General features: G+C 39.3%; 25 protein-coding genes. 13 read left to right on the top strand and 12 right to left on the bottom strand.

The window, feature by feature from the left end:
• Positions 1-113: 113 nt before the first annotated feature.
• Positions 114-623, bottom strand: a complete 510-nt coding sequence (locus QNN06_RS14415; RefSeq protein ID WP_213115705.1) for a hypothetical protein — start codon at positions 621-623, stop codon at positions 114-116.
• 169 nt (positions 624-792) lie between these two features.
• Here QNN06_RS14415 and QNN06_RS14410 point away from each other — a divergent pair, with 169 nt between their 5' ends.
• On the top strand, positions 793-1,467 hold the full coding sequence (locus QNN06_RS14410; RefSeq protein WP_217036538.1) for a response regulator transcription factor: 675 nt from the start codon (positions 793-795) through the stop codon (positions 1,465-1,467).
• Positions 1,464-2,447 carry a sensor histidine kinase gene (locus tag QNN06_RS14405; RefSeq protein WP_284037768.1) on the top strand — a complete coding sequence of 328 codons (984 nt, stop codon included), beginning with the start codon at positions 1,464-1,466 and terminating at the stop codon, positions 2,445-2,447. Before QNN06_RS14410 ends, QNN06_RS14405 begins: the two co-directional genes overlap by 4 nt.
• 17 nt (positions 2,448-2,464) lie before the next feature.
• Here the strand turns inward: QNN06_RS14405 and QNN06_RS14400 are convergent, their stop codons facing one another.
• Positions 2,465-4,390 carry an FtsX-like permease family protein gene (locus QNN06_RS14400; RefSeq protein ID WP_284037767.1) on the bottom strand — a complete coding sequence of 642 codons (1,926 nt, stop codon included), beginning with the start codon at positions 4,388-4,390 and terminating at the stop codon, positions 2,465-2,467.
• Positions 4,377-5,144 carry an ABC transporter ATP-binding protein gene (locus tag QNN06_RS14395; RefSeq protein WP_284037766.1) on the bottom strand — a complete coding sequence of 256 codons (768 nt, stop codon included), beginning with the start codon at positions 5,142-5,144 and terminating at the stop codon, positions 4,377-4,379. Before QNN06_RS14395 ends, QNN06_RS14400 begins: the two co-directional genes overlap by 14 nt.
• 211 nt (positions 5,145-5,355) lie before the next feature.
• Between QNN06_RS14395 and QNN06_RS14390 the strand changes: the two genes are divergently transcribed.
• Positions 5,356-6,513 carry an MFS transporter gene (locus QNN06_RS14390; protein WP_217036541.1) on the top strand — a complete coding sequence of 386 codons (1,158 nt, stop codon included), beginning with the start codon at positions 5,356-5,358 and terminating at the stop codon, positions 6,511-6,513.
• A gap of 76 nt (positions 6,514-6,589) precedes the next feature.
• On the top strand, positions 6,590-6,910 hold the full coding sequence (locus QNN06_RS14385; protein ID WP_213115711.1) for a hypothetical protein: 321 nt from the start codon (positions 6,590-6,592) through the stop codon (positions 6,908-6,910).
• Positions 6,911-7,007: 97 nt separating this feature from the next.
• On the opposite strand, the gene QNN06_RS14380 is transcribed toward QNN06_RS14385, so the two are convergent.
• Entirely contained in the window at positions 7,008-7,784 is a 777-nt protein-coding gene (locus tag QNN06_RS14380; protein WP_217036542.1) for a sulfite exporter TauE/SafE family protein, read from the bottom strand.
• Between the two features lie 153 nt (positions 7,785-7,937).
• Positions 7,938-8,201 carry a metal-sensitive transcriptional regulator gene (locus QNN06_RS14375; protein ID WP_213115713.1) on the bottom strand — a complete coding sequence of 88 codons (264 nt, stop codon included), beginning with the start codon at positions 8,199-8,201 and terminating at the stop codon, positions 7,938-7,940.
• Between the two features lie 230 nt (positions 8,202-8,431).
• Between QNN06_RS14375 and QNN06_RS14370 the strand changes: the two genes are divergently transcribed.
• Positions 8,432-8,611, top strand: a complete 180-nt coding sequence (locus QNN06_RS14370) for a hypothetical protein (protein WP_213141340.1) — start codon at positions 8,432-8,434, stop codon at positions 8,609-8,611.
• Between the two features lie 57 nt (positions 8,612-8,668).
• On the opposite strand, the gene QNN06_RS14365 is transcribed toward QNN06_RS14370, so the two are convergent.
• Positions 8,669-9,457 carry a hypothetical protein gene (locus QNN06_RS14365; RefSeq protein ID WP_213115714.1) on the bottom strand — a complete coding sequence of 263 codons (789 nt, stop codon included), beginning with the start codon at positions 9,455-9,457 and terminating at the stop codon, positions 8,669-8,671.
• A 187-nt stretch (positions 9,458-9,644) separates the two neighbouring features.
• On the opposite strand from QNN06_RS14365, the gene QNN06_RS14360 reads away from it, so the two are divergent.
• From QNN06_RS14360 to QNN06_RS14350, 3 genes are all read left to right on the top strand, one after another.
• The gene (locus QNN06_RS14360; protein WP_217036543.1) at positions 9,645-9,926 is read left to right on the top strand and encodes a DUF2642 domain-containing protein; all 282 of its coding nucleotides are present in this window, start codon (positions 9,645-9,647) and stop codon (positions 9,924-9,926) included.
• A gap of 93 nt (positions 9,927-10,019) precedes the next feature.
• Positions 10,020-10,118, top strand: coding sequence for a YjcZ family sporulation protein (locus tag QNN06_RS14355; protein ID WP_249366388.1), 99 nt, complete (start codon positions 10,020-10,022; stop codon positions 10,116-10,118).
• Between the two features lie 146 nt (positions 10,119-10,264).
• A complete protein-coding gene (locus tag QNN06_RS14350) occupies positions 10,265-11,602 on the top strand; it encodes a D-serine ammonia-lyase (protein WP_254124786.1) in 1,338 nt (445 codons plus the stop codon).
• Here QNN06_RS14350 and QNN06_RS14345 read toward each other — a convergent pair.
• From QNN06_RS14345 to QNN06_RS14335, 3 genes are all read right to left on the bottom strand, one after another.
• Positions 11,599-11,745 carry a hypothetical protein gene (locus QNN06_RS14345; protein ID WP_213115718.1) on the bottom strand — a complete coding sequence of 49 codons (147 nt, stop codon included), beginning with the start codon at positions 11,743-11,745 and terminating at the stop codon, positions 11,599-11,601. The two genes, QNN06_RS14350 and QNN06_RS14345, sit on opposite strands and share 4 nt — an antisense overlap.
• 137 nt (positions 11,746-11,882) lie before the next feature.
• Positions 11,883-13,238: an arsenic transporter gene (locus tag QNN06_RS14340; protein WP_284037926.1), complete on the bottom strand. Its 1,356-nt coding sequence runs from the start codon at positions 13,236-13,238 to the stop codon at positions 11,883-11,885.
• 238 nt (positions 13,239-13,476) lie between these two features.
• A complete protein-coding gene (locus tag QNN06_RS14335) occupies positions 13,477-14,430 on the bottom strand; it encodes a hypothetical protein (protein ID WP_284037765.1) in 954 nt (317 codons plus the stop codon).
• 191 nt (positions 14,431-14,621) lie between these two features.
• Between QNN06_RS14335 and QNN06_RS14330 the strand changes: the two genes are divergently transcribed.
• From QNN06_RS14330 to QNN06_RS14315, 4 genes are all read left to right on the top strand, one after another.
• The gene (locus tag QNN06_RS14330) at positions 14,622-15,692 is read left to right on the top strand and encodes a CotH kinase family protein (protein WP_284037764.1); all 1,071 of its coding nucleotides are present in this window, start codon (positions 14,622-14,624) and stop codon (positions 15,690-15,692) included.
• Between the two features lie 151 nt (positions 15,693-15,843).
• The gene (locus QNN06_RS14325; RefSeq protein ID WP_213115722.1) at positions 15,844-16,359 is read left to right on the top strand and encodes a hypothetical protein; all 516 of its coding nucleotides are present in this window, start codon (positions 15,844-15,846) and stop codon (positions 16,357-16,359) included.
• Positions 16,360-16,415: 56 nt separating this feature from the next.
• Positions 16,416-18,014 carry a hypothetical protein gene (locus QNN06_RS14320; protein WP_213115723.1) on the top strand — a complete coding sequence of 533 codons (1,599 nt, stop codon included), beginning with the start codon at positions 16,416-16,418 and terminating at the stop codon, positions 18,012-18,014.
• Positions 18,015-18,199: 185 nt separating this feature from the next.
• Positions 18,200-18,868, top strand: coding sequence for a DUF2642 domain-containing protein (locus tag QNN06_RS14315; RefSeq protein ID WP_213115724.1), 669 nt, complete (start codon positions 18,200-18,202; stop codon positions 18,866-18,868).
• A gap of 176 nt (positions 18,869-19,044) precedes the next feature.
• On the opposite strand, the gene QNN06_RS14310 is transcribed toward QNN06_RS14315, so the two are convergent.
• Both QNN06_RS14310 and QNN06_RS14305 read right to left on the bottom strand, forming a co-directional pair.
• Positions 19,045-20,118: an NAD(P)H-dependent flavin oxidoreductase gene (locus tag QNN06_RS14310; RefSeq protein ID WP_213115725.1), complete on the bottom strand. Its 1,074-nt coding sequence runs from the start codon at positions 20,116-20,118 to the stop codon at positions 19,045-19,047.
• 160 nt (positions 20,119-20,278) lie between these two features.
• Entirely contained in the window at positions 20,279-20,650 is a 372-nt protein-coding gene (locus QNN06_RS14305) for a DUF2500 domain-containing protein (RefSeq protein ID WP_217036587.1), read from the bottom strand.
• Positions 20,651-20,820: 170 nt separating this feature from the next.
• Here QNN06_RS14305 and QNN06_RS14300 point away from each other — a divergent pair, with 170 nt between their 5' ends.
• Positions 20,821-21,213, top strand: a complete 393-nt coding sequence (locus tag QNN06_RS14300) for a thiol-disulfide oxidoreductase DCC family protein (RefSeq protein WP_284037763.1) — start codon at positions 20,821-20,823, stop codon at positions 21,211-21,213.
• Between the two features lie 152 nt (positions 21,214-21,365).
• Here the strand turns inward: QNN06_RS14300 and QNN06_RS14295 are convergent, their stop codons facing one another.
• Positions 21,366-21,917, bottom strand: a complete 552-nt coding sequence (locus tag QNN06_RS14295) for a GNAT family N-acetyltransferase (RefSeq protein WP_213115728.1) — start codon at positions 21,915-21,917, stop codon at positions 21,366-21,368.
• Positions 21,918-21,962: the final 45 nt, after the last annotated feature.

Genomic DNA, 21,962 nt, shown 5'->3' with positions numbered 1-21,962 from the left:
CATTGGATCGGCGGCTTTTTTGGTTAAAAACAATTACGTTCTATCATTTATACACCGGGCTAAACATCTGCTAAAAACATTCTATCAACTAGCTAATAAACAGCTAGCATAAATCAGCTTGGTTTTTTATGGTCTAAATCCTTCGGCTGCTGGGCCTTTCTCACAAGCTTACCGCCATCAAAATGTCGGCCATAGGTGGTTACGATTTCTGCCGCTTCTTCATAAGTCGGGATATGTCCGTTTACTTTCCATGTTAAAAAATAGGATTGAACCTTTCCACTGTAAAACACCCAGCTAAAAAACTTCCTTGCAAAATTATGAATACCGCCAGTTCGGAACGAATTCATGTCTTTTCCTGCTTTCCAAACGGTCAATGTCTGACCAATTCCTCCATCTAATTGCCCTCGCAGTTCAGCATACAATAAATTATCGTTCTTGCTCATCGCCTTCATGATCATTTGGTTTAAAAATCCATTGATTATTAGGCGCGGTATATTGAAATGTTCTCCCCTTGTGACCGAAACGACAGCTGCTTCCGGAAGTTCGAAGTTCCTATCCCCTAAAATAAATGCACCACCGTATTTATTATTAGGGTCAATCTGTTTTTCCCACTTTTTATTCATAGTCCCTCATCCCCATTTTTTATTTTAGAAGAGATTATGCACCGTAATCATACCAAATTTTCCAAAATTTATAAATTAAAAATACGACTTTACTCCTACAAAACAGTTAATTTTTCCAAATCAGTTTATTGCCTTGTATAATAGGTTCATATGGAAGGGGTGGAATATCTTGTTTAAGGTTATGATTGTAGAGGATGATTTAAAAATAAGAGATATTATTTCTGAACACCTATTGAAATGGAGGTTTGAACCTAGTAAGATTACAAATTTTGAGAACCTGGATGAACAGTTTATGGTAGTCAAACCCCATCTGGTTCTGCTGGACATCAATTTACCAATCTATGATGGTTTTTATTGGTGCAGCAAAATCAGACAACTGTCAAATGTGCCCATCATCTTCATCTCCTCTCGAAATCAAAATATGGATATCGTCATGGCAATGAATATGGGTGGCGATGATTTTATCCAGAAACCATTCTCATTAGAGGTGCTGACTGCCAAGATGAATGCTATTTTGCGAAGGACTTACACTTATCAGCAAGAGGAAAAGGAAGTTATCGAACATAGGGGCTTAATTCTTAATCTAAATAAGGGGAATATTTCTTACCATAACAGCGAAATAGAGCTAACCAAAAATGAGTTTCAGATTCTTTATTTATTATTGAAAAAGAAGGAAACCATTGTAACACGCGATGAAATCATGCAAGCCTTATGGGAAAGTGAAAATTTTATAGATGATAACACGCTAACCGTCAACATCGCACGTCTGCGCAGAAAATTGGAAGATTTGGGTCTCATAGATTTTATCGAAACGAAAAAGCGACAAGGATATATGATTCCATGAAATTCAGATACTACCTTATTGATCAAAAATGGCAGCTTATTACCTTTTATTCGATTCTTGGCGTTATTTCTATCGTAATCAGTGTTGAACCACAATTGAGGGTTGCATATAGTAGCCTGCTCTACCTCATCTTGCTGGCGACCTTTTTGTATAATTTATATTTTATCAGTAGTTTTTATCGGAAAAAGGGACAGCTTCGCAAATGGCAGTCTCAAGACTTTGAAAGCATCCCTGCCTCCTCCTCTTACGAACAGCAAATATATAGCCAGTTGTTGAGACAGTTAGAGAAACAATATTTAAGACAAATACAGGAACGAAACGAGGCGGCCAAGGAACAGCTCGAATTTATGACGCAATGGTTTCATGAAATAAAAACCCCGATTGCCGTCAGCCGCCTGCTGCTTGAAACGGAAATCGATTCACCAAGCATGCAGGAAGAAATAGATAAAATCGAAGGCTATGTGGAACAGGCCCTCCACTTTTCCCGACTTAACGATTTTAATAAGGACTATCTAATCCAGGAGATTGATTTGGAAAAGTTGATGAAGGAAATAATCATTGGAGAATCCAAGTCGTTCATCGGCAGAAAGATAAAACTAGATTTACAGGTTTCCTCAATGCTTGTATTGAGCGATAAAAAAGGACTGACCTACATAGTTCGCCAGGTTCTATCGAATGCTTTAAAATATACGAAAGAAAACGGCAAGATTTCTATCATCGCGGACTCAAAGTCAAGGAATCTTATCATCCGTGATTCTGGTATCGGGATTCCCGCTGAAGATCTTCCCCGTGTTTTTGAAAAAGGATTTACCGGAAAAAACGGCAGAGGCCCTCAAAGATCAACAGGAATGGGACTGTATCTAGCAAAGAAGACAGCAGAAAAGCTAGGACATACTTTAATATTGGAATCTGCCAAGGATATCGGAACAAAGGCTATCCTTCACTTTCCAGAAACGGTAAATAACATCCATCAAATGTGAAAAAACAAGCTCAACCATCATGAGCTTGTTTTTATTAACCGCACATAACCAGCAGTAGTCATCAAATAGTAAATCAGATAAATAACAAGGTATGCACCAAGAAAAATCATAAATGGGACCTGCAGTGGAATCTGTAAAAATTCGGATAGCAAATAAGTAATCATTGCACTATGACTGACAGCAAGCAGCAATGGCAGCACAAAAACAAATCCTACTTGTCTTGCCACCGTCTTTTTAATCTCCTGTTCCGGAATGCCGATTTTTCTGAGGGTTTGATATCTGGCCTTATCGGATGCTGCTTCCATCAACTGTTTGAAATAAATAATGCTTCCCGTTGCGGCCATAAACACAAGTCCAAGAAAACCGCCGATGTAGATTAATAGTCCATAGGTTTCAAGTCCGTAATGATATTTATCATAAAAACTCGAATAGATAGGGAGATTGTCATTAAACTGAAGCGGCCTTACAATCTTTTCTAACTTGGAATCTAATTTTTCAAGTGATTTCTCATTCTTCAATTTATAGATGTGCAAATACTGTGGTGAAATGCCCTCTTTTAGCTCCTCATATTGAGCATTACTTATAACCAGCGGGAACAACATCTCCCCTTGATTAAGCAGGGAAAATGGCTTATAGGTAGTAATAGTTAACTCTTGTTCGGCCTTAAGAACAAGTTGTTTTCCAGAATAAGGATCGGATTTTACATCCAGATTTCCATCATAAAAGGCCGCTGCTTCATTTCTTTTTAAGTGGAGGGATTCGGGTCTCCTTCTTTCCTCCATTAGTTTCTGAAATGTATTTTCGGAGATCAGCATGGTTTGAAAAAAATCTGGTACCCTTTCCATGCCGTTCAAATCAGCCTCCACAGGAAGATACTCCAGGTTGAGTTGGTATCGGGGCTTATCCTCACTGGCCCTTTCAATCAAAGCTGCAATTTCTTTGTTTACTTCAACATCCTTCATATTGAACATATAGCTGTAGGGAAAGTGCTCATTTGTCACTCTATCAATATGATAATAAAAACCAAGAATGGTTCCGCATGCTAATAGTGTCACACTACTTAATAGAGAGATTACGGTCAAGATAAGGACATTTCCTTTAAACCTGTATAATAAATTGGTGATGCCAAGCAGGTTTTTTCCTTTCAAATAAACCGTCTCCAGCCTCTTCATCAATTTTAACAAATAGGCTGCTAGGGAATTCATAAAAAAGTAAGAACCTGCCACAAGGAAAAATACCGCGGTGCCAAATCTAATTCCGGTATAGTGAATAATTATGAACTTCTCCGGATTCCAAAATAATAGATAGGAAACACCAATCAGGACAACTGCTAAAATACTCGTTATGACAGACCCTTTCGCAAGCCTCTCTCCTTTACGGTCAGCTTTAAATAACTCGGCAAGCGAAAATCGATAGATTAATCGATAGCTATGGATGGAGGTCACTAATAATATGATAAGAAACACCACAATTGTCTGCAACATCGCCCTGCTTGATACCGAAAAAGACACTTCCAGCGAAAAGCCCATTAATTTGAAAATTATCATCATGAACAATTTGGAGAACAATATTCCGGCGCCAATACCTATCACTAAAGCCAGTGCCCCAATGATCATATTTTCATAAAAAAGCAGCAGGCCAATTTTTTTCTTGCTCATACCAAATAAGGCGTATAATCCGACTTCCTTTTTTCGCATCCTGGTAAAAAACGAATTGGAATACCAAATGAAAGAACCTGAGAAAATCATGAGAATCATCGATGCCGCAAAAAAAGCTGACTCCAGTTTTCCAATTGTTACAGTACTGCTTAACAGCTGCTGATTGTTTTGTAATGAAACAAAGGTAAAGTAAATAGCCGTACTAAAGACCAGCGAATAAAGATAGAGCAAATATTGGCGGATGTTTCGGATGATATTCTTTCTGGCAAGTTTAGACAGCGTCATATTGCCCGCCTCCTATACTTGAGAGAATATCTAAAATTTGCCCGAAAAGCTGCTTTCGCGATTGCTCACCTTTTCGAATTTCGGTGAAAAGAGTTCCATCTTTAATAAACACAACACGAGAACAAAAGCTTGCGGCATAAGGGTCGTGTGTAACCATAAGGATGGTTGCCGCCTGCTCCTTATGTAGTTCCGATAAAGTTTCCAGCAAATAATAGGCTGACTTTGAATCCAGTGCACCGGTAGGCTCATCAGCAAATAGGATCTTTGGCTGGCATATGATTGCTCGACATACAGCGGTCCTCTGCTGCTGCCCGCCTGAAATTTCATACGGGAATTTTTCCAAATTTTCTTCAATCCCGAACTTTCGTGCCAATTCGTGAACCTTTCTTTTCATTTCCCTTTGCGGAGTTTTACTAAAGGTCAGCGGCAGGAGAATATTCTCTTCCACTGTTAAAGTATCCAGGAGGTTATAATCCTGAAAAATAAACCCCATTTGATCTCTTCTGAATTCAGTAAGCTCTGTCTCCTTCATGTTTGTCAGACTTTTCCCATTGAATTGAAGGAGGCCGGAGGTTGGCTTTTCGATTGTTGAAAGAACATTTAGCAAGGTGGATTTCCCTGCACCTGATGGCCCCATGACACCGACGAATTCTCCCTTAGTAATGTTCAAATCAATATCGCGTAAAGCGGTGTAAGAGTTCCTTTTTGTGCCGAACACCCTGTTTATCCCTTTTGCTTCTAATATTAATTCCATGTATATCACCCATTTCTAATATCCTTAGTTTTATCTTAGGAAATTATTGGCTTTTTTTCCACAATGAATCCTTACGATAATTGAAGTGAACCTTACATTTTTGTAAGGAAGAGCAACAACTGATGGTTGCATTATATTAGCATGCTGGGTGATAATGGGTATTGGGTTTCATTTAGTGGAATTTGGATTTATTTGAAGGAGTTGACATCCTTTGCAGACAAAGACTGCTTTACCGATTCTATTTGTTGTCATGTTTTTAGTTATGGTCGGGTTTGGGATCATCATCCCGGTCCTGCCGTTTTATGCGGAGGAAATGGGGGCGAATCCTACAGAACTTGGGCTGTTAATGGCGGTCTATTCCTTGATGCAACTGATCTTCGCACCAATGTGGGGGCGCCTATCTGACCGCATTGGCCGAAAACCGGTCATGATGATAGGGATTACCGGTCTTGCCCTTTCATTCTTTATTCAAGCGATTTCAACCGAGCTTTGGATGCTGTTTGTAGCCAGAATATTAGGAGGAATGCTTTCATCTGCTAATATGCCAACGGCAATGGCATACGTTGCCGACATTACAACAGAAGAAAACCGCGGAAAAGGAATGGGAATTATCGGTGCTGCGGTTGGCCTTGGCTTTGTTTTTGGACCGGCTGTCGGCGGTATTTTTTCTAAATTCAGCTTGAGTATGCCTTTTTTCCTTGCTAGCGGATCAGCAGCCATCACCCTAGTGCTTGTATTTTTTTTACTTAAGGAGTCAAAACACGAAACAGGACAGACTTCTGAAGAAAAAAGATCCATCTGGAAAGCCTTTACTCGTGAAGTTTCCGTCTTATTTTTCGTGCAGTTATTCATTTCCTTATCCCTTTCAGGTTTGGAAGCCACTTTTGCCTATTTTGCTGCTGAAAAAGCGGGTCTTGATTCAACACAACTGGGATACATCTTCATGATTATGGGGTTTGGCGGTGCACTGGTACAAGGAGGACTTGTAGGCAGGTTAACAAAGAAATATGGAGAAAGTGTCGTTATTCAAGGTGGAATGATTGTTTCAGCCATTGGGTTTGGACTTATATTACTTGTACATAACTTTACGACAGCAGCAATCTATTTAACCATTTTTGGGTTAGGAAATGGCGTGATCCGGCCTAGTGTTTCTTCACTGCTGACGAAGACATCAACCGCAGGACACGGAAGTTCAACTGGACTTTTGTCATCCTTTGACTCGTTGGGCCGTATTATTGGGCCGCCGCTTGGAGGCTGGCTGTTTTCGCTGGCAATTGGTCTACCTTATATTTCAGGCGCTATAATCACCATCCTGGCATTTTTCCTGTTTTTATTTTTCCGGCCACGCGTGAAACCGGCAAACATTTAGAAGCCAAAGGCATATGTTCATCGGACGAGCATAAAATGGGTTACGAGAATTCATTTATTAAAGGAGCTCGGGACTCATGAAAATAAAAACCTACTTAACTGCCTGCGGTTTGCTAATTACTATTGGTTTAGGTGCCTATCTGGATTCACCATATTCTTTTATAAACAAAAAATTGTCCTATACAGCTGATCAGCCGGTCCATGCGGTTCAAGCAAGTGTAGAGCCGCCGGAGGACATGCCGGAGATGGTAGAGAAACTGGTGAAACGTGAAAAAAAGGGTGGTTATATTCTTGAAACTTATCAGGAGTACGAGGTTTATAAAGACGAGAATGGAAATATAACCGAAGAAGTGCCCACCTCCAAGACTGAGACATTAAAATATTATGATTATAAATGAAAACTCGCCGATTGGCGAATCCGTTTGGACGAAGACAGAGGCGTAGTTGAATTTATGCGTTAAGAAATAAGGCCGCTAAAATAGCGGCCCTTATTTCTTATAAAATATCCATCCATACCTTTATGGCTACTGCCAAAATCAATATCCCCATAATCATTTGCAGAATGTTTGTATTCATTCTCTTCCCTGCATTTGCACCAAGCGGCGCCGCCAGTAAACTGGCCACAACCAGTATCAGCGCAGGTAAAATGTCGACGTGACCGGTAGTGATTTTTCCGGTAATCGAACCGATAGATGAGATAAGAGTAATCGCCAATGATGAGGCGATGGTCATCCGGGTCGGTATCTTTAAAACGACAAGCATGATTGGCACCAAGAGGAAAGCACCTCCTGCCCCCACAATGCCCGCTCCAATCCCGACGATAAAGGCCAATGTTGCCCCCAGCCATTTATTAAATTGCACTTGATCTAGCGGAATATTATCAATCCCTTTTTTCGGGATAAAAATCATAATGACAGCAATTAAAGCAAGAATACCGTATACAATATTTATGCCGCTTTCGGGCAATTGCGAAGAAACGAATCCCCCAATAAAACTTCCAAGCAAAATACTGATCCCCATATAGGCAATAAGAGTTTTATTTAAATAACCACCCTTCCGGTAGGCTAAAACACCCCCGATTGTGGCAAAAAATACCTGGATGGCCGTTATTCCTGAAACCTCGTGTGCTGTAAAATGGCCGACACCAAGCGCCGGAGGAATATACAAAAGCATCGGAAAATTTATGATGGCCCCACCTATTCCCAACATACCCGATAGGAATGCACCTACGAATCCGATTATAAAAACTGTAATGATAAAACTAATATCCATGACTGCCCCCTAAGCAAGGAACAATTTAGTCCCTTCCCACAATAAATATTACAGGTTGATGCCCGGTTGCACAAGAAATGTTTATTTGGCCAAACCCAAATACCCATATGGGTATTTTTAAGAAGAAAATAAAAGAGGGCACCTCCACTCATTTTAACGGCTTTTTACGAGTAGATTTACGGCCTCTTTTACTAGTTCTTCCATGTTTTTATCCCCTTGCTCTTCTGCTTTTTTTACGCACTCCACCAAATTGGAGCTTACAATAACACCAATTGTACGATCAATGGCAGTTCTAGAAGCAGATAGTTGGGTAATAACGTCTTTACAGTCCTTATTTTCTTCCATCATTTTTAATATCCCGCGTAACTGGCCTTCAATACGTTTGACTCTATTTTTAATTTGATCATTATAGTCCAAATCACTTACCTCCTAATAAAAACAAGGACATGATTTATATTATACCCACAAAGGTATATTGTCAACCTACTTAAAATTAGTTGCATTTCTCCATGATTTAACTTTTCCATATTCACCTAATTTTTATGACCCCATATGATAAAAATAAACGTTAACTATTGATATTTAAGGGAGACAATGTATAATTCATAGTATAACTATAGGAATTAAAGGGATAGGGGGACTAAAGAGTGATGCGTTTTTTTAAAAACCTTTTCGTTGAACATTGTCCGAAATGCAATAAAGAGTTGGAAACACATAAATCCAATTTATTAAGCTCAGTTGTCGTAAAATCCTGTCCAGAGCAGCATTATCAGAAAGAATATCATCCAGCTTTTGAAACATATATTGAAAGCGACACTGTCTCCTAATAGGCGGAGCTTCACAGCTCCGCTCATTATAGTTTTTATTACATATGAATTTTTCGTTTATTTAGAAATAATGTACAGTTCTTTTTGGAATTTTTCTAATATCTCTTCAAATGGGGAATGAATTAAAAGAGGAAACAAATCTTCGAGGGCTTCATAATAGTCCTGTCCTAACAACTCACGCAAAATCACATACCTCTGAAACAGCAGGGCTATTTCAAAGTCAATGCCCATGTCATATAAACCATTAAACAAGTCTTCTTTCGGTAATTTTCTTATTTTCTTCAGAATCTTTTCATTCTTTTCGATAAATTTTTCATGGAGATAGTGGGTTAAATAGTCTGTATAAATCATTTGCCCGATTTCATTTGTTTCTTTTTTGGAATGATTAAAGCCGATGACACGATCTTCCTTTTTTTCCTGAAGGATAAAAGTTTTATTGCCGCTTAAATGGGTGATAAAATTCTTCACGCTTTTATCAAAAATTTTATCAAACTGGATGATTTGATGGAGTTTTACTGCAAAATCCTTATGTTCCTCCCCCACGACAAATAACCTGTCTACAATCGGCAACAGCTTTAAAACCCCTTCAGAAAGCTTACTGGAAGCATCATAAATGATAATATCATGTTTTTTCTTCATCGCTTTCACTTTTCGCTTCTGTTCCGTTAATGTCAGTTTGGCGAACTCATGGATCAATTCGTTTGAACAATCTTCCTTTTCTAGACTCCCATATGATATAAAAGCGACGGATAAATTTGTGTTTGCCTTAAGCCAATTATATATCGATAATGACAGTTCAGTTACACCTGACTTTGCTTTCGGAGAATAAAAACCGACCAAATACATATTTCTCACCTGCCTTATAGTTATTAATATTCAGATGTGAACTATTTGGTTAGACAAACTCCCAAACTAAAAAAAGCGCCTTCTTGGTTCACTTCTATTTACCAATTCCCACCCAAAAAATTTAAAAAAACAATCCCATTTTCCCATGTTTTGCATTTACTATACCTGAGAGGAGATGAATAGACGAATGAGCGATAAAACATTTCATCAATTTGCCCATGAATTAGTAAATGAAGAAGTGAATGTTGTCACAACTCAAGGAAATTTTGAAGGAAGGCTGCTTTTAGTCGGTTCAGATATTATTGTCCTGCAAAATAGAATGGCAGCTCGACGCAGAATTATCATTAGGATTCTCGAAATCGTAGCGCTGTTCCGAGCAGAAATCCGGCCAACAGGCCCATTTGGTTTTATGGGCGCCGCTCCTGAGTTCGAGGAATCCCATGAAAGCCGTGATCACGAGCACAACTAATCATGTAAAAATCCGCATTAAAAATACATGTTTGTCTATACGCCCCAAAACCTCCAGACATACCCTGTAGTAAAGATGTTGGAGGTGATATGCATGAGCGGCGGCGGAGGAACAGGATTTGCTTTAATCGTAGTTCTGTTTATTTTGTTGATTATTGTTGGTGCAAGCTTTATGGGCGGTTACTATTATTAATAAATACCGTTAATATGGTAATCCACCAAAAAAAGACGATCTATTTGCCAAAATAGATCGTCTTTTTCATTCTTTCAAGCTGATATTTTAATATCTTTTTTGTTAATATGAAAATAATTAAGATAATAGATGGCAGGGTGATAAATTTGGACAAAGCGAAATTCCTTACTGAGCTAAAAAATCATGAGCTTTCGCTGTTAATTCAGCTTATAAATTATCAGGAAGTATTTTGGCCGAATGGTAAGTTTGAACAAAATCCGGCTGGAATCGAAAAGTTAACTTTAACATTGGTGGATATTAAGGAAGCGGAGAAACGTTTAGAGCGTTTTGCCCCCTATATCGCCAAAGTGTTTCCGGAAACACAGGAAACGGGCGGCATAATTGAATCTCGGCTCGTAAAAATTGCAAGTATGAAACAAAAAATGGAACAAGATTTTGGGAAGCCAATTCCGGGTGATCTTTGGTTAAAATGTGACAGCCATCTTCCTATTTCGGGGTCCATTAAGGCTAGGGGCGGTATTTACGAGGTTTTAAAACATGCGGAAAAATTAGCTTTGAGTCAAGGGCTTTTAACAATGGATGACGATTACTCGATTTTAGACAGTGACCATTTTCGTAGGTTTTTCTCGCAGTATTCAATTGCAGTCGGTTCCACCGGTAATCTCGGTTTGAGCATTGGTATTATGAGCGCAAAGCTAGGTTTTAACGTAACCGTACATATGTCTGCGGACGCCAAACAATGGAAAAAAGATCTGCTTCGTACAAAAGGGGTAAATGTGGTTGAATACGAATCGGACTACAGCAAAGCGGTTGAGGAAGGCCGGCGCCAGGCAGATGCTGCCCCGTCCTGCCATTTTATTGATGATGAAAATTCCCAAGACTTATTTCTAGGTTATGCTACTGCTGCATTGCGGTTAAAAAATCAATTACAAGAATTAAAGATAGCTGTAGATGAAAATCATCCATTATTTGTATACCTACCATGCGGTGTTGGCGGAGGGCCAGGCGGTGTGGCTTACGGTCTAAAGCAGCTGTTTAAAGAGAGTGTTCACTGTTTCTTTGCCGAACCCACTCATTCCCCATGTATGCTGCTGGGAATGATGACAGGCCTTCATGACCAAATTTCCGTGCAGGATATTGGACTAGATAATCTCACCGACGCGGATGGACTTGCTGTCGGCAGACCTTCCGGCTTTGTTGGGAAAATCATCGAGCCATTTTTAAGCGGAATTTATACGGTTAGTGATGAGAGGTTATATAGACTGCTGAAGGATTTGGCAGACTCAGAAAATATTTATTTAGAACCTTCTGCCTTAGCTGGGATGATTGGTCCTGTGTGGCTGGCTGGTGAGGCTTCGGATTATTTGAGCAAGCATGCGTTATCTGAAAAATTCAGCCACGGTACGCACATCGTTTGGGCGACAGGTGGAAGCATGGTGCCAAAGGAAATGATGGAGAAGTATTATCAAAAAGGTGTTAATTAATAAGTTAAGGGCTGCTTTGTTGCGGCCCTTTTTAAAGTACCCCCAAATTGGGCAATATGACTTCCAAAAGCAATAACTTTCCTTGGAAAATCCATCTCTTCTTTTAACAGCCATTTTTTACCGCTGAAGGTAAGTGTCAGCATATCCTATTCCCTCACAAACCTATAATAATAGATTCATTATACCTTATCGAAAGAGGTGGTTTGAACTACATTTTTACAATATGAGGTAAAAAACACACAAAAAAGTACATGCACTAGGCATGTACCTTTAAATGGATTTATACAAAAACTAGCAACAGCCATAGGTATAAGCTGATTAAGGTAAAAATTAATGTCGGCGGAATAACGAGAATCGTTACTTTGATATACTCCATCCAAGGAAATTGAATTTTATTGTTTTTAAGTATATGCATCCAAATAAGCGTTGCCAGCGTTCCAATCGGCAGGATGAGCGACCCGATATCACTTCCAATGATATTGGCAAGATAAACAGTTTTCATGATTAACGGATCCAAGCCCATTTCTGTTAATGCCAATGTGGAAATCATCAAAGCAGGATGATTATTAAATATATTCGAAAGCAGTGATGTAATCACACCCATCGTCAAGCTTGCATGTAGCAGGCTGTCGTTCACGATTGATTTTAAATGCACCAGCAACAAGTTGGTTAGTCCAATATTGTGTAGTCCGTAGATGATCACGTACATACCGAATGCAAAAATTAAGATATGCCAGGGAATTTTTCCAAGAACATCTTTTGGGTTAATTTTTAAATAAACCCATCTCCAGATTAACAGAAAAAGGGAGCCCAATACAGCCACCAATGATACAGAAATGCCAAAATAGGAAGCAACAAATAAACTGATTCGTACTATGAATACGAAGATGAGCATATTGATCATCAATTTCTTTTTCTCATTAAACATTACATCGTCATTTTTCCGGAGCGGGTGATAAAGTTGATTTTTTTGCAGTGGAATGGAGTAAGAGTGTGGGGAGATTTGTTGAGGAATTTCCTTCTTGAAAACCAAATACAGCAGATAGGATAAAAACACAAGTCCGAGAACACCTGGCACAAACATCATTTCTGTTTGCATATAAAGGTCCATTCCGATAATCTTTAAGGCAATTAAATTTACGATATTGCTGACCCCGATTGGCGCACTTGAGGCCGTTGCAATGAGAGCACCACTCAAAAGGTATGGAATCATTTGCCGAACTTTTAAGCCTAAATTCTTGAGCGTTAAGATTAAAATGGGTGTGGTGATCAAAATGCTTCCGTCATTATTGAAAAAGAGTGTCATTAAAAAGCAAAGCAATAAAGTATACCAGTATAGACGGACACCAGAACCTTTTGAAACTTTTAACATTAAAGATGCCGTCCAGCTAAAAAATCCGATGCTTTCCAAAACAATCGCCATAACGATTGTGGCTATGATGGTGATGGCTGCCCCCGTTACTTTTGAACTAATATCTATTAGGTCCGCCGTAGAAACACTTCCGCTTAAAAAAACGATCACCGCTCCAATGGAAGCAGGAATGGCTTCATTCATATTTTTTGGACGGAGAAATATCATTATCATGGTAAATAAAAAAGCTAGTATTGTAATGATAACCGTCGATTGGTCATAAATAGTAATAATTTCACATCCTTACCAATTGTTTTATCGATTTGCAATTGTTTTTCCCACCCCTCGTCCTATGGTTTATTTTACGCCTGTCCTTGACTGCTTGACCTAAACGAGTATCTCGGTCTCACATAAATCAGCAAAAGACTAAATAATTTTTCCTTTCATTATGTAGGCAGTTGCCGGCTTTTGTAACGGGTACAGAATAACAAAAATCCGGTACTATGGATAAAAGTACCGGATTTTATTTCATATTTTCATAAAATACATATTTTACAGTGTGATTATTTCTTTTTACCCTTTCCGCCCTTTTTTCCATTACTGCCGGAACTTCCCGAACTACCTGAGCTTCCGCTGCTTCCCGAACTTCCGCCGCTTCCCGAACTTCCACTGCTTCCTGAACTTCCACTGCTTCCTGAACTTCCACTGCTGCCGGAACTTCCGCTGCCGCCTGTACTTCCGCTGCTGCCACTGCCAGTTCCACCACTGCTATGATGTTTCTTTGGACCAGGACCTGGCTTTTTTGGTTTTTTAGGTTTTTTATGCGGCCCTTTACCACTGCTTCCAGACTTGCCTGAACCTCCGCTGCTGCCTGTGCTTCCACTCTTGCCGGAACTTCCGCCGCTCCCTGTGCTTCCACTCTTGCCGGAACTTCCGCTGCTGCCTGTGCTTCCACTCTTGCCGGAACTTCCGCTGCTGCCTGTGCTTCCACTCTTGCCGGAACTTCCACTGCTGCCCGAACTTCCACTGCTGCCCGAACTTCCACTGCTGCCGGAACTTCCACTGCCGCCTGTACTGCCGCTGCTGCCACTGCCAGTTCCACCACTGCTATGATGTTTCTTTGGACCAGGACCTGGCTTTTTTGGTTTTTTAGGTTTTTTATGCGGCCCTTTACCACTGCTTCCAGACTTGCCTGAACCTCCGCTGCTGCCGGTACCTCCACTACTCCCGCTGCTGCCCGTACTGCCATTGCTTCCGCTCTTGCCGGTACTTCCACTCTTACCGGAACTTCCGCTCTTGCTTGAACTTCCAGTACCTCCACTGCTGCCTGTGCTTCCGGTGCTGCCTGTGCCGCTGCTAGAACTTGCCGAAGATTCCTTACCTTTACCGCCTTTTCCTTTCTTGTGTTTGCCAACAGGATTATTATGCATAAATGCAAGTACACCATTTGCTTCTGCTTGTTGTAATAATTCTTCAACGCCCAGATTTAACACCATTTATACACCACTTTCCAATACAATTTATTTTCTCTTCCAATTTATGATATTGGCGTTTGTTTTGATATAGACAGATATATATTTTTCAAAACTAAAAGTCATTTAGGAACAAATACACACCTCCAAGATCTATTGCATATATCTAGATAAAATATGGTATAGGGGTATTAAAGTGATAAAATACGAAATTTTAATAAATCCTAAGTGGTTAAGAAAATTGGAATATGATCTATGGGATGACGATTTAGTCCCAGCTGTGTTAAAGATAGGCAACAATCGCTATAAAATAAGCCTATCGTACCGTGGCAATGTAATTAGGGATAAGAAAAAAAGGTCCTACCGAGTTGTATTTGAAAAACCATTTACAAAGAATGGCGCCCATGAACTTCATCTTAATGCCGAGTTCTCAGATATATCCTTGTGCAGAAACAAACTATCCCTCGATTTTTTTGACCGGATAGGCGTTATTTCACCTCACTCACGCCATATACTTTTATACATTAACGGGTATTGCAAAGGTATTTACTTAGAAATAGAATCATTAGACCAATACCTACTCAAAAAAAGAAATTTACCGGATGGCGCCATCATTTACGCAACCAATAATCGAGCGAACTTCTCCTTAATAACGAAAAAAAATGAACCTAAAAAGAGGCTAGACCAGGGGTATACGCTAAAATACGGCAACAAAGAAGACATGGAACATTTACGCAGCTTCATCGCGATGATAAATGTGCTAAAAAATGAGGATTTTAAAAGAGAAATCGTCAATATATTGGATGTAGACAAATATTTAAGATGGCTTTGTGGCGTAGTCTGTACACAAAACTACGATGGATTTATCCATAATTATGCACTCTACAAAAATGGAGAAACAAATTTATACGAAATCAGCCCATGGGACTATGACGGTACCTGGGGAAGAAACCTCCATGGCCGACTCCTTGATTATGATTACGTCCCCGTTACAGGATATAACACTTTAACTGGGCGAATTCTACACTTCCCGGAATTCAAATCGAAATATAAAGAAATTCTATCCACTATTTTAGATAATGATTTTACCGTAGAGGTTCAAGCGCCGATTATCAATGAGCTATTTGAAAAATTAAAACCCTACATCAGCCTGGATCCTTATATTGAATCGGATGAGGCAACACTGGACGAGGAAAAAAGTGTCTTTTTTGAGTTTATTCGAAATAGAAATGCCTATCTAAACAGCGAGCTTTCTATTTTAATTTAGGCCTTAAGTATATGGTTTTTGACCATATTTTTTTTGCCTATTTTTCAGGTACTAGTTAAAAAAAGGCTACTTTATTAGTACAACATCATCCCATGATACATATAGATGCAGTGTAAATGTTTATTTAATTATAAGGAGGAAACTATGGGTTATGAATAAAGAGTCGATGATGCAATACGTGGGCAAAACGATTCGTGTCGATCGGGGTGGCCCTGAATCCAGGATGGGAAAAGTATTGGCCGTTTTTGAAGATTATTTTGTTCTTTTAACTGAAAGGGATGGCGTGGTTTATTACAAAACCAATCATATTAGAAGTGTGACTGAGAGTTCAAGGGATCTTTTGAAACTCGGTGTGAATATTCCAAAGAACTTCGAATACAAAACAGGCGAAAACTTTGTCAAACTTTTAGAAAGTATTCGCTATCAATGGATACGAATTAACCGCGGAGGAACTGAAGCATTAGAAGGAGTACTAAATGATGTAAGTAAAGATATTGCTTCTTTAATTGTGAAAGAAGAAGTCGTTCGTTTTTCTATGAAGCATATCCGAAACATTAGTTATGGTTTATTGCTAGAGGGCAAATCCGGCGGCAGTAAGTACGACGAGAGCAATGATGAAGATGAGAATGAGGAAGATGAGGGTTCGAGAGAGGAAAGTAACGATTAAAAATGAGTCGCTTCTCCTATGAGGAGCGACCCATAATCTCTTTAGGAGGCTGAATAATGGGATTAGAGAAATTTACTGCTGCTTTAGATTTGCTAAAAGGCTTCTCTGTGAATCTATATGTAGGTGAGGAAGTTTATAAAGGTAAATTGCTTGGCGTTGAAGAAGACCATGTTGTCTTAGAAACCGACCAGAAATTTATCTTTTACTACCGAATTGATAAAATTCAGGCCATTACGAAGAATACAAGAGACTTTAAAGTTCTAAATACTAAGACACCATTTCAAAAAACACAAAGCTTGATCGCTTTATTAAATTCATTTCAACACACCTGGGTCACGATTCTAAGTATCCATAAGCAAAGATTTTGCGGCGTGCTTACTGAAGTAGATTCAGATTTTGTTACTTTGATTAATGGTGAAGAACGAATTTTATTAAAATTAGACTATGTGTCCAATATTCTCAAAGGATTTATAAAAGAAGAAAAAAAAGCCAAGGAAAATAAGGAAGCAGCAGAAGGACAAAACAAGACAGAAAACAAACAAGAACAATCGAAGGAAAAAGCAGCAGCTAAAAAGGATAATAGTAACCAAAAATCGGATAATAAGGCTGTAGCGGCAAAATCGGAGACGCACTCAGAAAAGAAAGAAAATGCGGAAAGACAGGAGCAACCGGTGGCAGTACAAGATCATTCAGTCTGGTCGAAGCCGTTTAAATTGGAAAGTCCTGTTGCCTGCATGGATGAGGATGAAAGTCATTCTAGCTCCGCTAGCTCCGGAAATGTGGAAAAAAAACAGGAGGTTGTTGCCTGCATGGATGAGGATGAAAGTCATTCTAGCTCCTCTAGCTCCGGAAATATGGAAACAAAACAGGTGGTTGTTGCCTGCATGGATGAGGATGAAAGTCATTCTAGCTCCGGAAATGTGGAATCAAAACCGGAGGAAAAACCTGCTCCAGTATTGCTTAAGGCTGTAGTAAAAAAGAACAGCGATAATCAAAATGATAATAAATCTAAAAATCAAGAGAAAACAAAACAGGTTGTTTCACAAAAAGTAACGGCGAAAGAAAAAAATGAGCAAAAGGCAAAACAGGTTGTTTCACAAAAAGGAACAGCGAAAGAAAAAAATGAGCAAAAGGCAAAACAGGTTGTTTCACAAAAAGGAACAGCGAAAGAAAAAAATGAGCAAAAGGCAAAACAGGTTGTTTCACAAAAAGGAACAGCGAAAGAAAAAAATGAGCAAAAGGCAAAACAAGTGGCAAAGTCGGATACTACTGCTGCTAAAACAAAGGAAAAAACAAAATCGGAAGCTGTATCACCAAATAAGAAAGAAATGAAAACAACGGAAACCGCTCCAGCCATATTAAAAGATAAAATAACAGCAGAAACCGCGCAATCCCCAGCTGCTACCACAAAATCTGAAAAGGGACAAAAAGAAAAGAGATTTATATGGAATGCCTTCGAGCAGGAAAAGAAAACCTCCCGTTTTGCCGGTGAAGGAGCAGTCGGTTCAAATGTAAAACCTTCCCCATTCGAGGGTGAAATCGTGTCAGGATCGATGGTGAAATCTTTACCATTTGCCGAAATGGCATCTGGCTCCGGCAAGAACTCATACTCGTTTGCTGAACCTGCAAAAATAAAGAGATTCAGAGTTTATTAATAAAAAAAGCTGTTTATTATTTATGACAATATCAATTAATCATTCAACCATTTTAATTGTCCACACTAATCCCCTTTTACAAAAGTGAGCGGGGTCCATTATGTTCATCCACTTTTTTATTGAAAGGGAATGTTGAAGCCCCTCTCTTTTTGTAAACGTCACTTCTTTGGAAAGGAGTGTGTGAAATGAATTTTAAAGAAGCAATTGGAAAATATATTAAAATTGAAATTGCTGGCAAGAAACTTTTAAGCGGCATGCTGATTGATGTTGGCGGTGATTTGTGTGTATTGTTTAACGGGACTGATTATCTTTACATCCCTACCATTCATATACAAAACTGGCAGTATCTCAAACAGGATGAAATTGAGGAAATTACAATCAGTAATGAACCTACCCCCATCTATAATCATAATGAAGATATCTCTTTAAGAAAAATCCTTACATCTGCGAAGGGTATTTTTACAGAAATCTACGTTACAAGTAAACAAGCACTGCATGGTTACATTATCAGCATCATGAACAATTATTTTGTGTTTTACTCACCTATTTATAAAACAATGTTTATCTCCTTAAATCATTTAAAATGGCTTATACCTTACACAAATAATAAAAGACCTTATGGCCTAAGCAACTCCAATTTACCTGTTAATCCAAGCAGTATTACCTTTGCTCGATCATTCGAAATCCAAATTGAAAAACTAAAAGGAGAACTAGTTGTCTTCAACATTGGAGAAAACGAAAATGTCATAGGCAAAATCCAAAACATAAAAAACAACTTCGTCGAATTAATCTCAGCCAAAGAAGACCCAGTCTACCTCAACCTCCATCACATCAAAACCCTCCACATGACTTAGCAATTATCCATGCCTATCTGCCCGTAAAGTAAACAAGCTCTAGGCACAATATAAAGTGGTGTCTATATGTGTCAAGCACCGCCGTGGACAATTTACTCATAAGAAAGGCTGAACCAGAATCTTGTTGAGTCTGATTCAGCCTTTTTGTTGTTTTTTTGGCAGGCCGTTTTTTAAAGTTATAAATGCGTTTGAAGGTTTTCAGCCTCTGATATTATCCTGCCAATTAATTCGCTCACAGTTATGTTTCTAGCCAGCCTTGGACTTTGTCCGGACCAAAGTGACATATATTCGTGGTTTCCTTTAGCAGCCGAGGCTTTTCTGATTGCCTTTGTCAGTTCGTTCTGCACTGGATAGGCTGGTAGATGATTCTCCATTTGCTCATGTTTATGGATAAACCGATTGTTAACCCCCCTTGCCATTTTGCCGGAAAAGGCTTTGGTCAAAACAGTTTGGTCCTCCTCCGCTTCTAAAATTGCCTGCTTATGCAGTTTATTGGCACCGCTTTCCTCACATACCAAGAAGGCAGTCCCCATTTGCACTCCTAAGGCGCCCAAACATTTAGCCGCCATGACTCCACGCCCGTCCATGATCCCGCCTGCCGCAATAATCGGAATGCTTATACTGTCAGTTGCTTGTGGAAGGAGGGACATCAAACCGATTAAACTTTGTTGGTCCCCGCCTAAAAACGTTCCGCGGTGTCCGCCCGCTTCCATCCCTTGAACCACAACCGCATCCATCCCTGCCTCTTCATTCAATTTCGCTTCCTGTACTGTAGTGGCCGTTCCAACCAGGGTTATGGAATGCTGTTTAAGTTTGGCGATGATTTCTGCTGACGGCAGCCCAAAGGTAAACGAACACACTGGGACTTTTTCTTCGATGATGATATCAACCTGTTCATGAAACGTCTTTAGGTCTGCTTCAAAACTAGGGAGACTTGGATTTCCCTCTATTCCCAATCCCTCCTGCAGCGGCATTAAAACGGATTTGGCATAGTTTATCTTATCCTCATCGACATTATAAGGACTTGGAACAAATAAATTCACACCGAAATTTCTTGACGTCAACTCACGAATTTCATGAATTTGCTGCCTCAATTGACTTGGACTTAAATAACCCGCGCCAATCATTCCGAGACCACCACTATTGGAAACAGCGGCCACTAATTCCGAAGAAGTCACCCCTCCAGCCATCGGCGCCTGAATAATCGGATACCTAACTTCAAGCAACTTCGTTAAAGAATTTTCCCACATATTTTCTACCTCCAAATTTTTTGGTTAATGGGGACGGTTCTTGTGCATCATTTTGATGGTGTCAGACACCGTCCGTGTACAAATGTCCGTTCACTGTGGAAATTTGTCCAAAAAGAAGGAGAATCCCTAGCTTATGGAGGGTTCTCCTGAATATATGTTTTTATGCCCCGGTTTGGCGGCGGGTGAAACCGTGGTATCGGGTTCCTTGAAATATTAGTTCTCCTGTATCGCCTTCTGCAAGGTGCCCATATTCTCGCCCGTCTACCTTGAATTCGGTCCGGTCCCCGCTTTCAAACTGAAACGTCACAAAATACCACGTGCTTGAAGGCGCATCTCCAGCACCGCCACTAACCTTAGTCCTCTTTGAAACAACCTTTGCATCCACATTTAAACGCGGTTGTTTGTTATTATTGCTCCACTCTTTCATCCCTTTGGCAAATGAAAAAATAATAAAGCCAAAAACAATGATAAAGATAATTGGGAAGATCATTGACATAATACTAAACATATCAAAACCTGCATCAAAACCCATCTTTTCCGCCCCCTATTTCTCCCTGATTTAACTATAACGATTAGATTCGTTTTCCTGCAAGATAAATTTGGAAAATAATGATATTTTTGAATACAGGCCATTAATTCACGGCTAAAATTATGTTATGCTAGTGAATATAAACGAGTAAACAATAAAAAGTTGGTGAATAAATGGGACGAATTATTTTATTTGATGGAGTGTGTAATCTTTGCACCAGCAGTGTCCAATTTATTTTAAAAAGAGATCCCTCTGGCCATTTCAAATTTGCTTCCTTACAAGGTGAAACAGGGCAATACTTGCTCAAAAAGTTCGGTTTATCCCCTGACATTAACAGTATTGTTTTTATAGAAAATGAAAAAATCCACTTTGAATCAACAGCAGCACTAAAAATTTCCAGAGAACTTTCTGGGGCATGGAAACTACTCAATGTTCTGTTCATCATCCCCCGACCTATTCGCGACCTTTTATATAAAACAATCGCCAAAAACCGTTATAAATGGTTCGGAAAAAACGAAACCTGCATGCTGCCAAGACCGGAATGGAAAAGTAGATTCTTAGACTAAAATATGGCCACAACAACAAAAAGCACCCATTTTTTTGCGGTGCTTTTTCTTTTAGGCTCTTTTCTAAAAGATTATTACTAATTAGTATTCCAAAATAATAATTGCAAAATCGCAAATAAAAGGGTTAAATTCAGAAATAAAACTCGTAATTTTCAAGAACCGGTAAACGACTTTTTATGAAAGACACCAATATACTTAAAAATTTCCTCACCGCTTTCAGGCAGCGCGGTGCCATGGACCAGTTTTAAAAACATTGCCCGATACGGTTCAGGTACCCATATGTAATGATGAATATAATCAGTTATGGTAAAGCCGCATTTTTCCCAAAAACGAATTCTTGCGAGGTTTTCGGGGGTTAAGTCTGATTCAACCTCTATAACAAGACTCTCATATTGGCCTTCTTGTGCCGCCCATTCTTTAACATAAGTAATCATGTTATTACCAATTCCCTGGTTTTGAAATGCCTCTTGTACTGCAAGGTAATCAATTAATAACGCAGATATTCTACCAAGCTTTCCGCTAATCGCCATCACCGCAGCCTGGTTGTCCAAAAACCCCACATGCAAAAAACAAAGCTTTTTCCGGAACATGTTACGGACGATTTTCTCCGGTTTTGCCCCTTTTTCGGCAAAAGCCACTTCATAGATGGGAAAAACTTTGCCCCACAAAGCCTCATCCCAGTAATCAATTGTTTTAAATTCCAATAACGGACAACCTCCATATTGTGCTTTCTATCATCATACCCAAAA

Source organism: Neobacillus sp. 114, from assembly GCF_030127045.1.
In the GTDB taxonomy this organism is placed as follows: domain Bacteria; phylum Bacillota; class Bacilli; order Bacillales; family Cytobacillaceae; genus Neobacillus; species Neobacillus rhizophilus.
Note: the sequence above shows the minus strand (reverse complement) of the source record. Positions and strands in the feature narration are given on the sequence as shown.

Excerpts from the sequence above, each read along its gene's own strand:
- QNN06_RS14415 (WP_213115705.1), bottom strand. The coding sequence starts at position 623 with ATGAATAAAAAGTGGGAAAAACAGATTGACCCTAATAATAAATACGGT.
- QNN06_RS14405 (WP_284037768.1), top strand. The coding sequence starts at position 1,464 with ATGAAATTCAGATACTACCTTATTGATCAAAAATGGCAGCTTATTACC.
- QNN06_RS14400 (WP_284037767.1), bottom strand. The coding sequence starts at position 4,390 with ATGACGCTGTCTAAACTTGCCAGAAAGAATATCATCCGAAACATCCGC.
- QNN06_RS14395 (WP_284037766.1), bottom strand. The coding sequence starts at position 5,144 with ATGGAATTAATATTAGAAGCAAAAGGGATAAACAGGGTGTTCGGCACA.
- QNN06_RS14385 (WP_213115711.1), top strand. The coding sequence starts at position 6,590 with ATGAAAATAAAAACCTACTTAACTGCCTGCGGTTTGCTAATTACTATT.
- QNN06_RS14380 (WP_217036542.1), bottom strand. The coding sequence starts at position 7,784 with ATGGATATTAGTTTTATCATTACAGTTTTTATAATCGGATTCGTAGGT.
- QNN06_RS14365 (WP_213115714.1), bottom strand. The coding sequence starts at position 9,457 with ATGTATTTGGTCGGTTTTTATTCTCCGAAAGCAAAGTCAGGTGTAACT.
- QNN06_RS14360 (WP_217036543.1), top strand. The coding sequence starts at position 9,645 with ATGAGCGATAAAACATTTCATCAATTTGCCCATGAATTAGTAAATGAA.
- QNN06_RS14355 (WP_249366388.1), top strand. The coding sequence starts at position 10,020 with ATGAGCGGCGGCGGAGGAACAGGATTTGCTTTAATCGTAGTTCTGTTT.
- QNN06_RS14345 (WP_213115718.1), bottom strand. The coding sequence starts at position 11,745 with ATGCTGACACTTACCTTCAGCGGTAAAAAATGGCTGTTAAAAGAAGAG.
- QNN06_RS14325 (WP_213115722.1), top strand. The coding sequence starts at position 15,844 with ATGAATAAAGAGTCGATGATGCAATACGTGGGCAAAACGATTCGTGTC.
- QNN06_RS14320 (WP_213115723.1), top strand. The coding sequence starts at position 16,416 with ATGGGATTAGAGAAATTTACTGCTGCTTTAGATTTGCTAAAAGGCTTC.
- QNN06_RS14315 (WP_213115724.1), top strand. The coding sequence starts at position 18,200 with ATGAATTTTAAAGAAGCAATTGGAAAATATATTAAAATTGAAATTGCT.
- QNN06_RS14310 (WP_213115725.1), bottom strand. The coding sequence starts at position 20,118 with ATGTGGGAAAATTCTTTAACGAAGTTGCTTGAAGTTAGGTATCCGATT.
- QNN06_RS14305 (WP_217036587.1), bottom strand. The coding sequence starts at position 20,650 with ATGGGTTTTGATGCAGGTTTTGATATGTTTAGTATTATGTCAATGATC.
- QNN06_RS14300 (WP_284037763.1), top strand. The coding sequence starts at position 20,821 with ATGGGACGAATTATTTTATTTGATGGAGTGTGTAATCTTTGCACCAGC.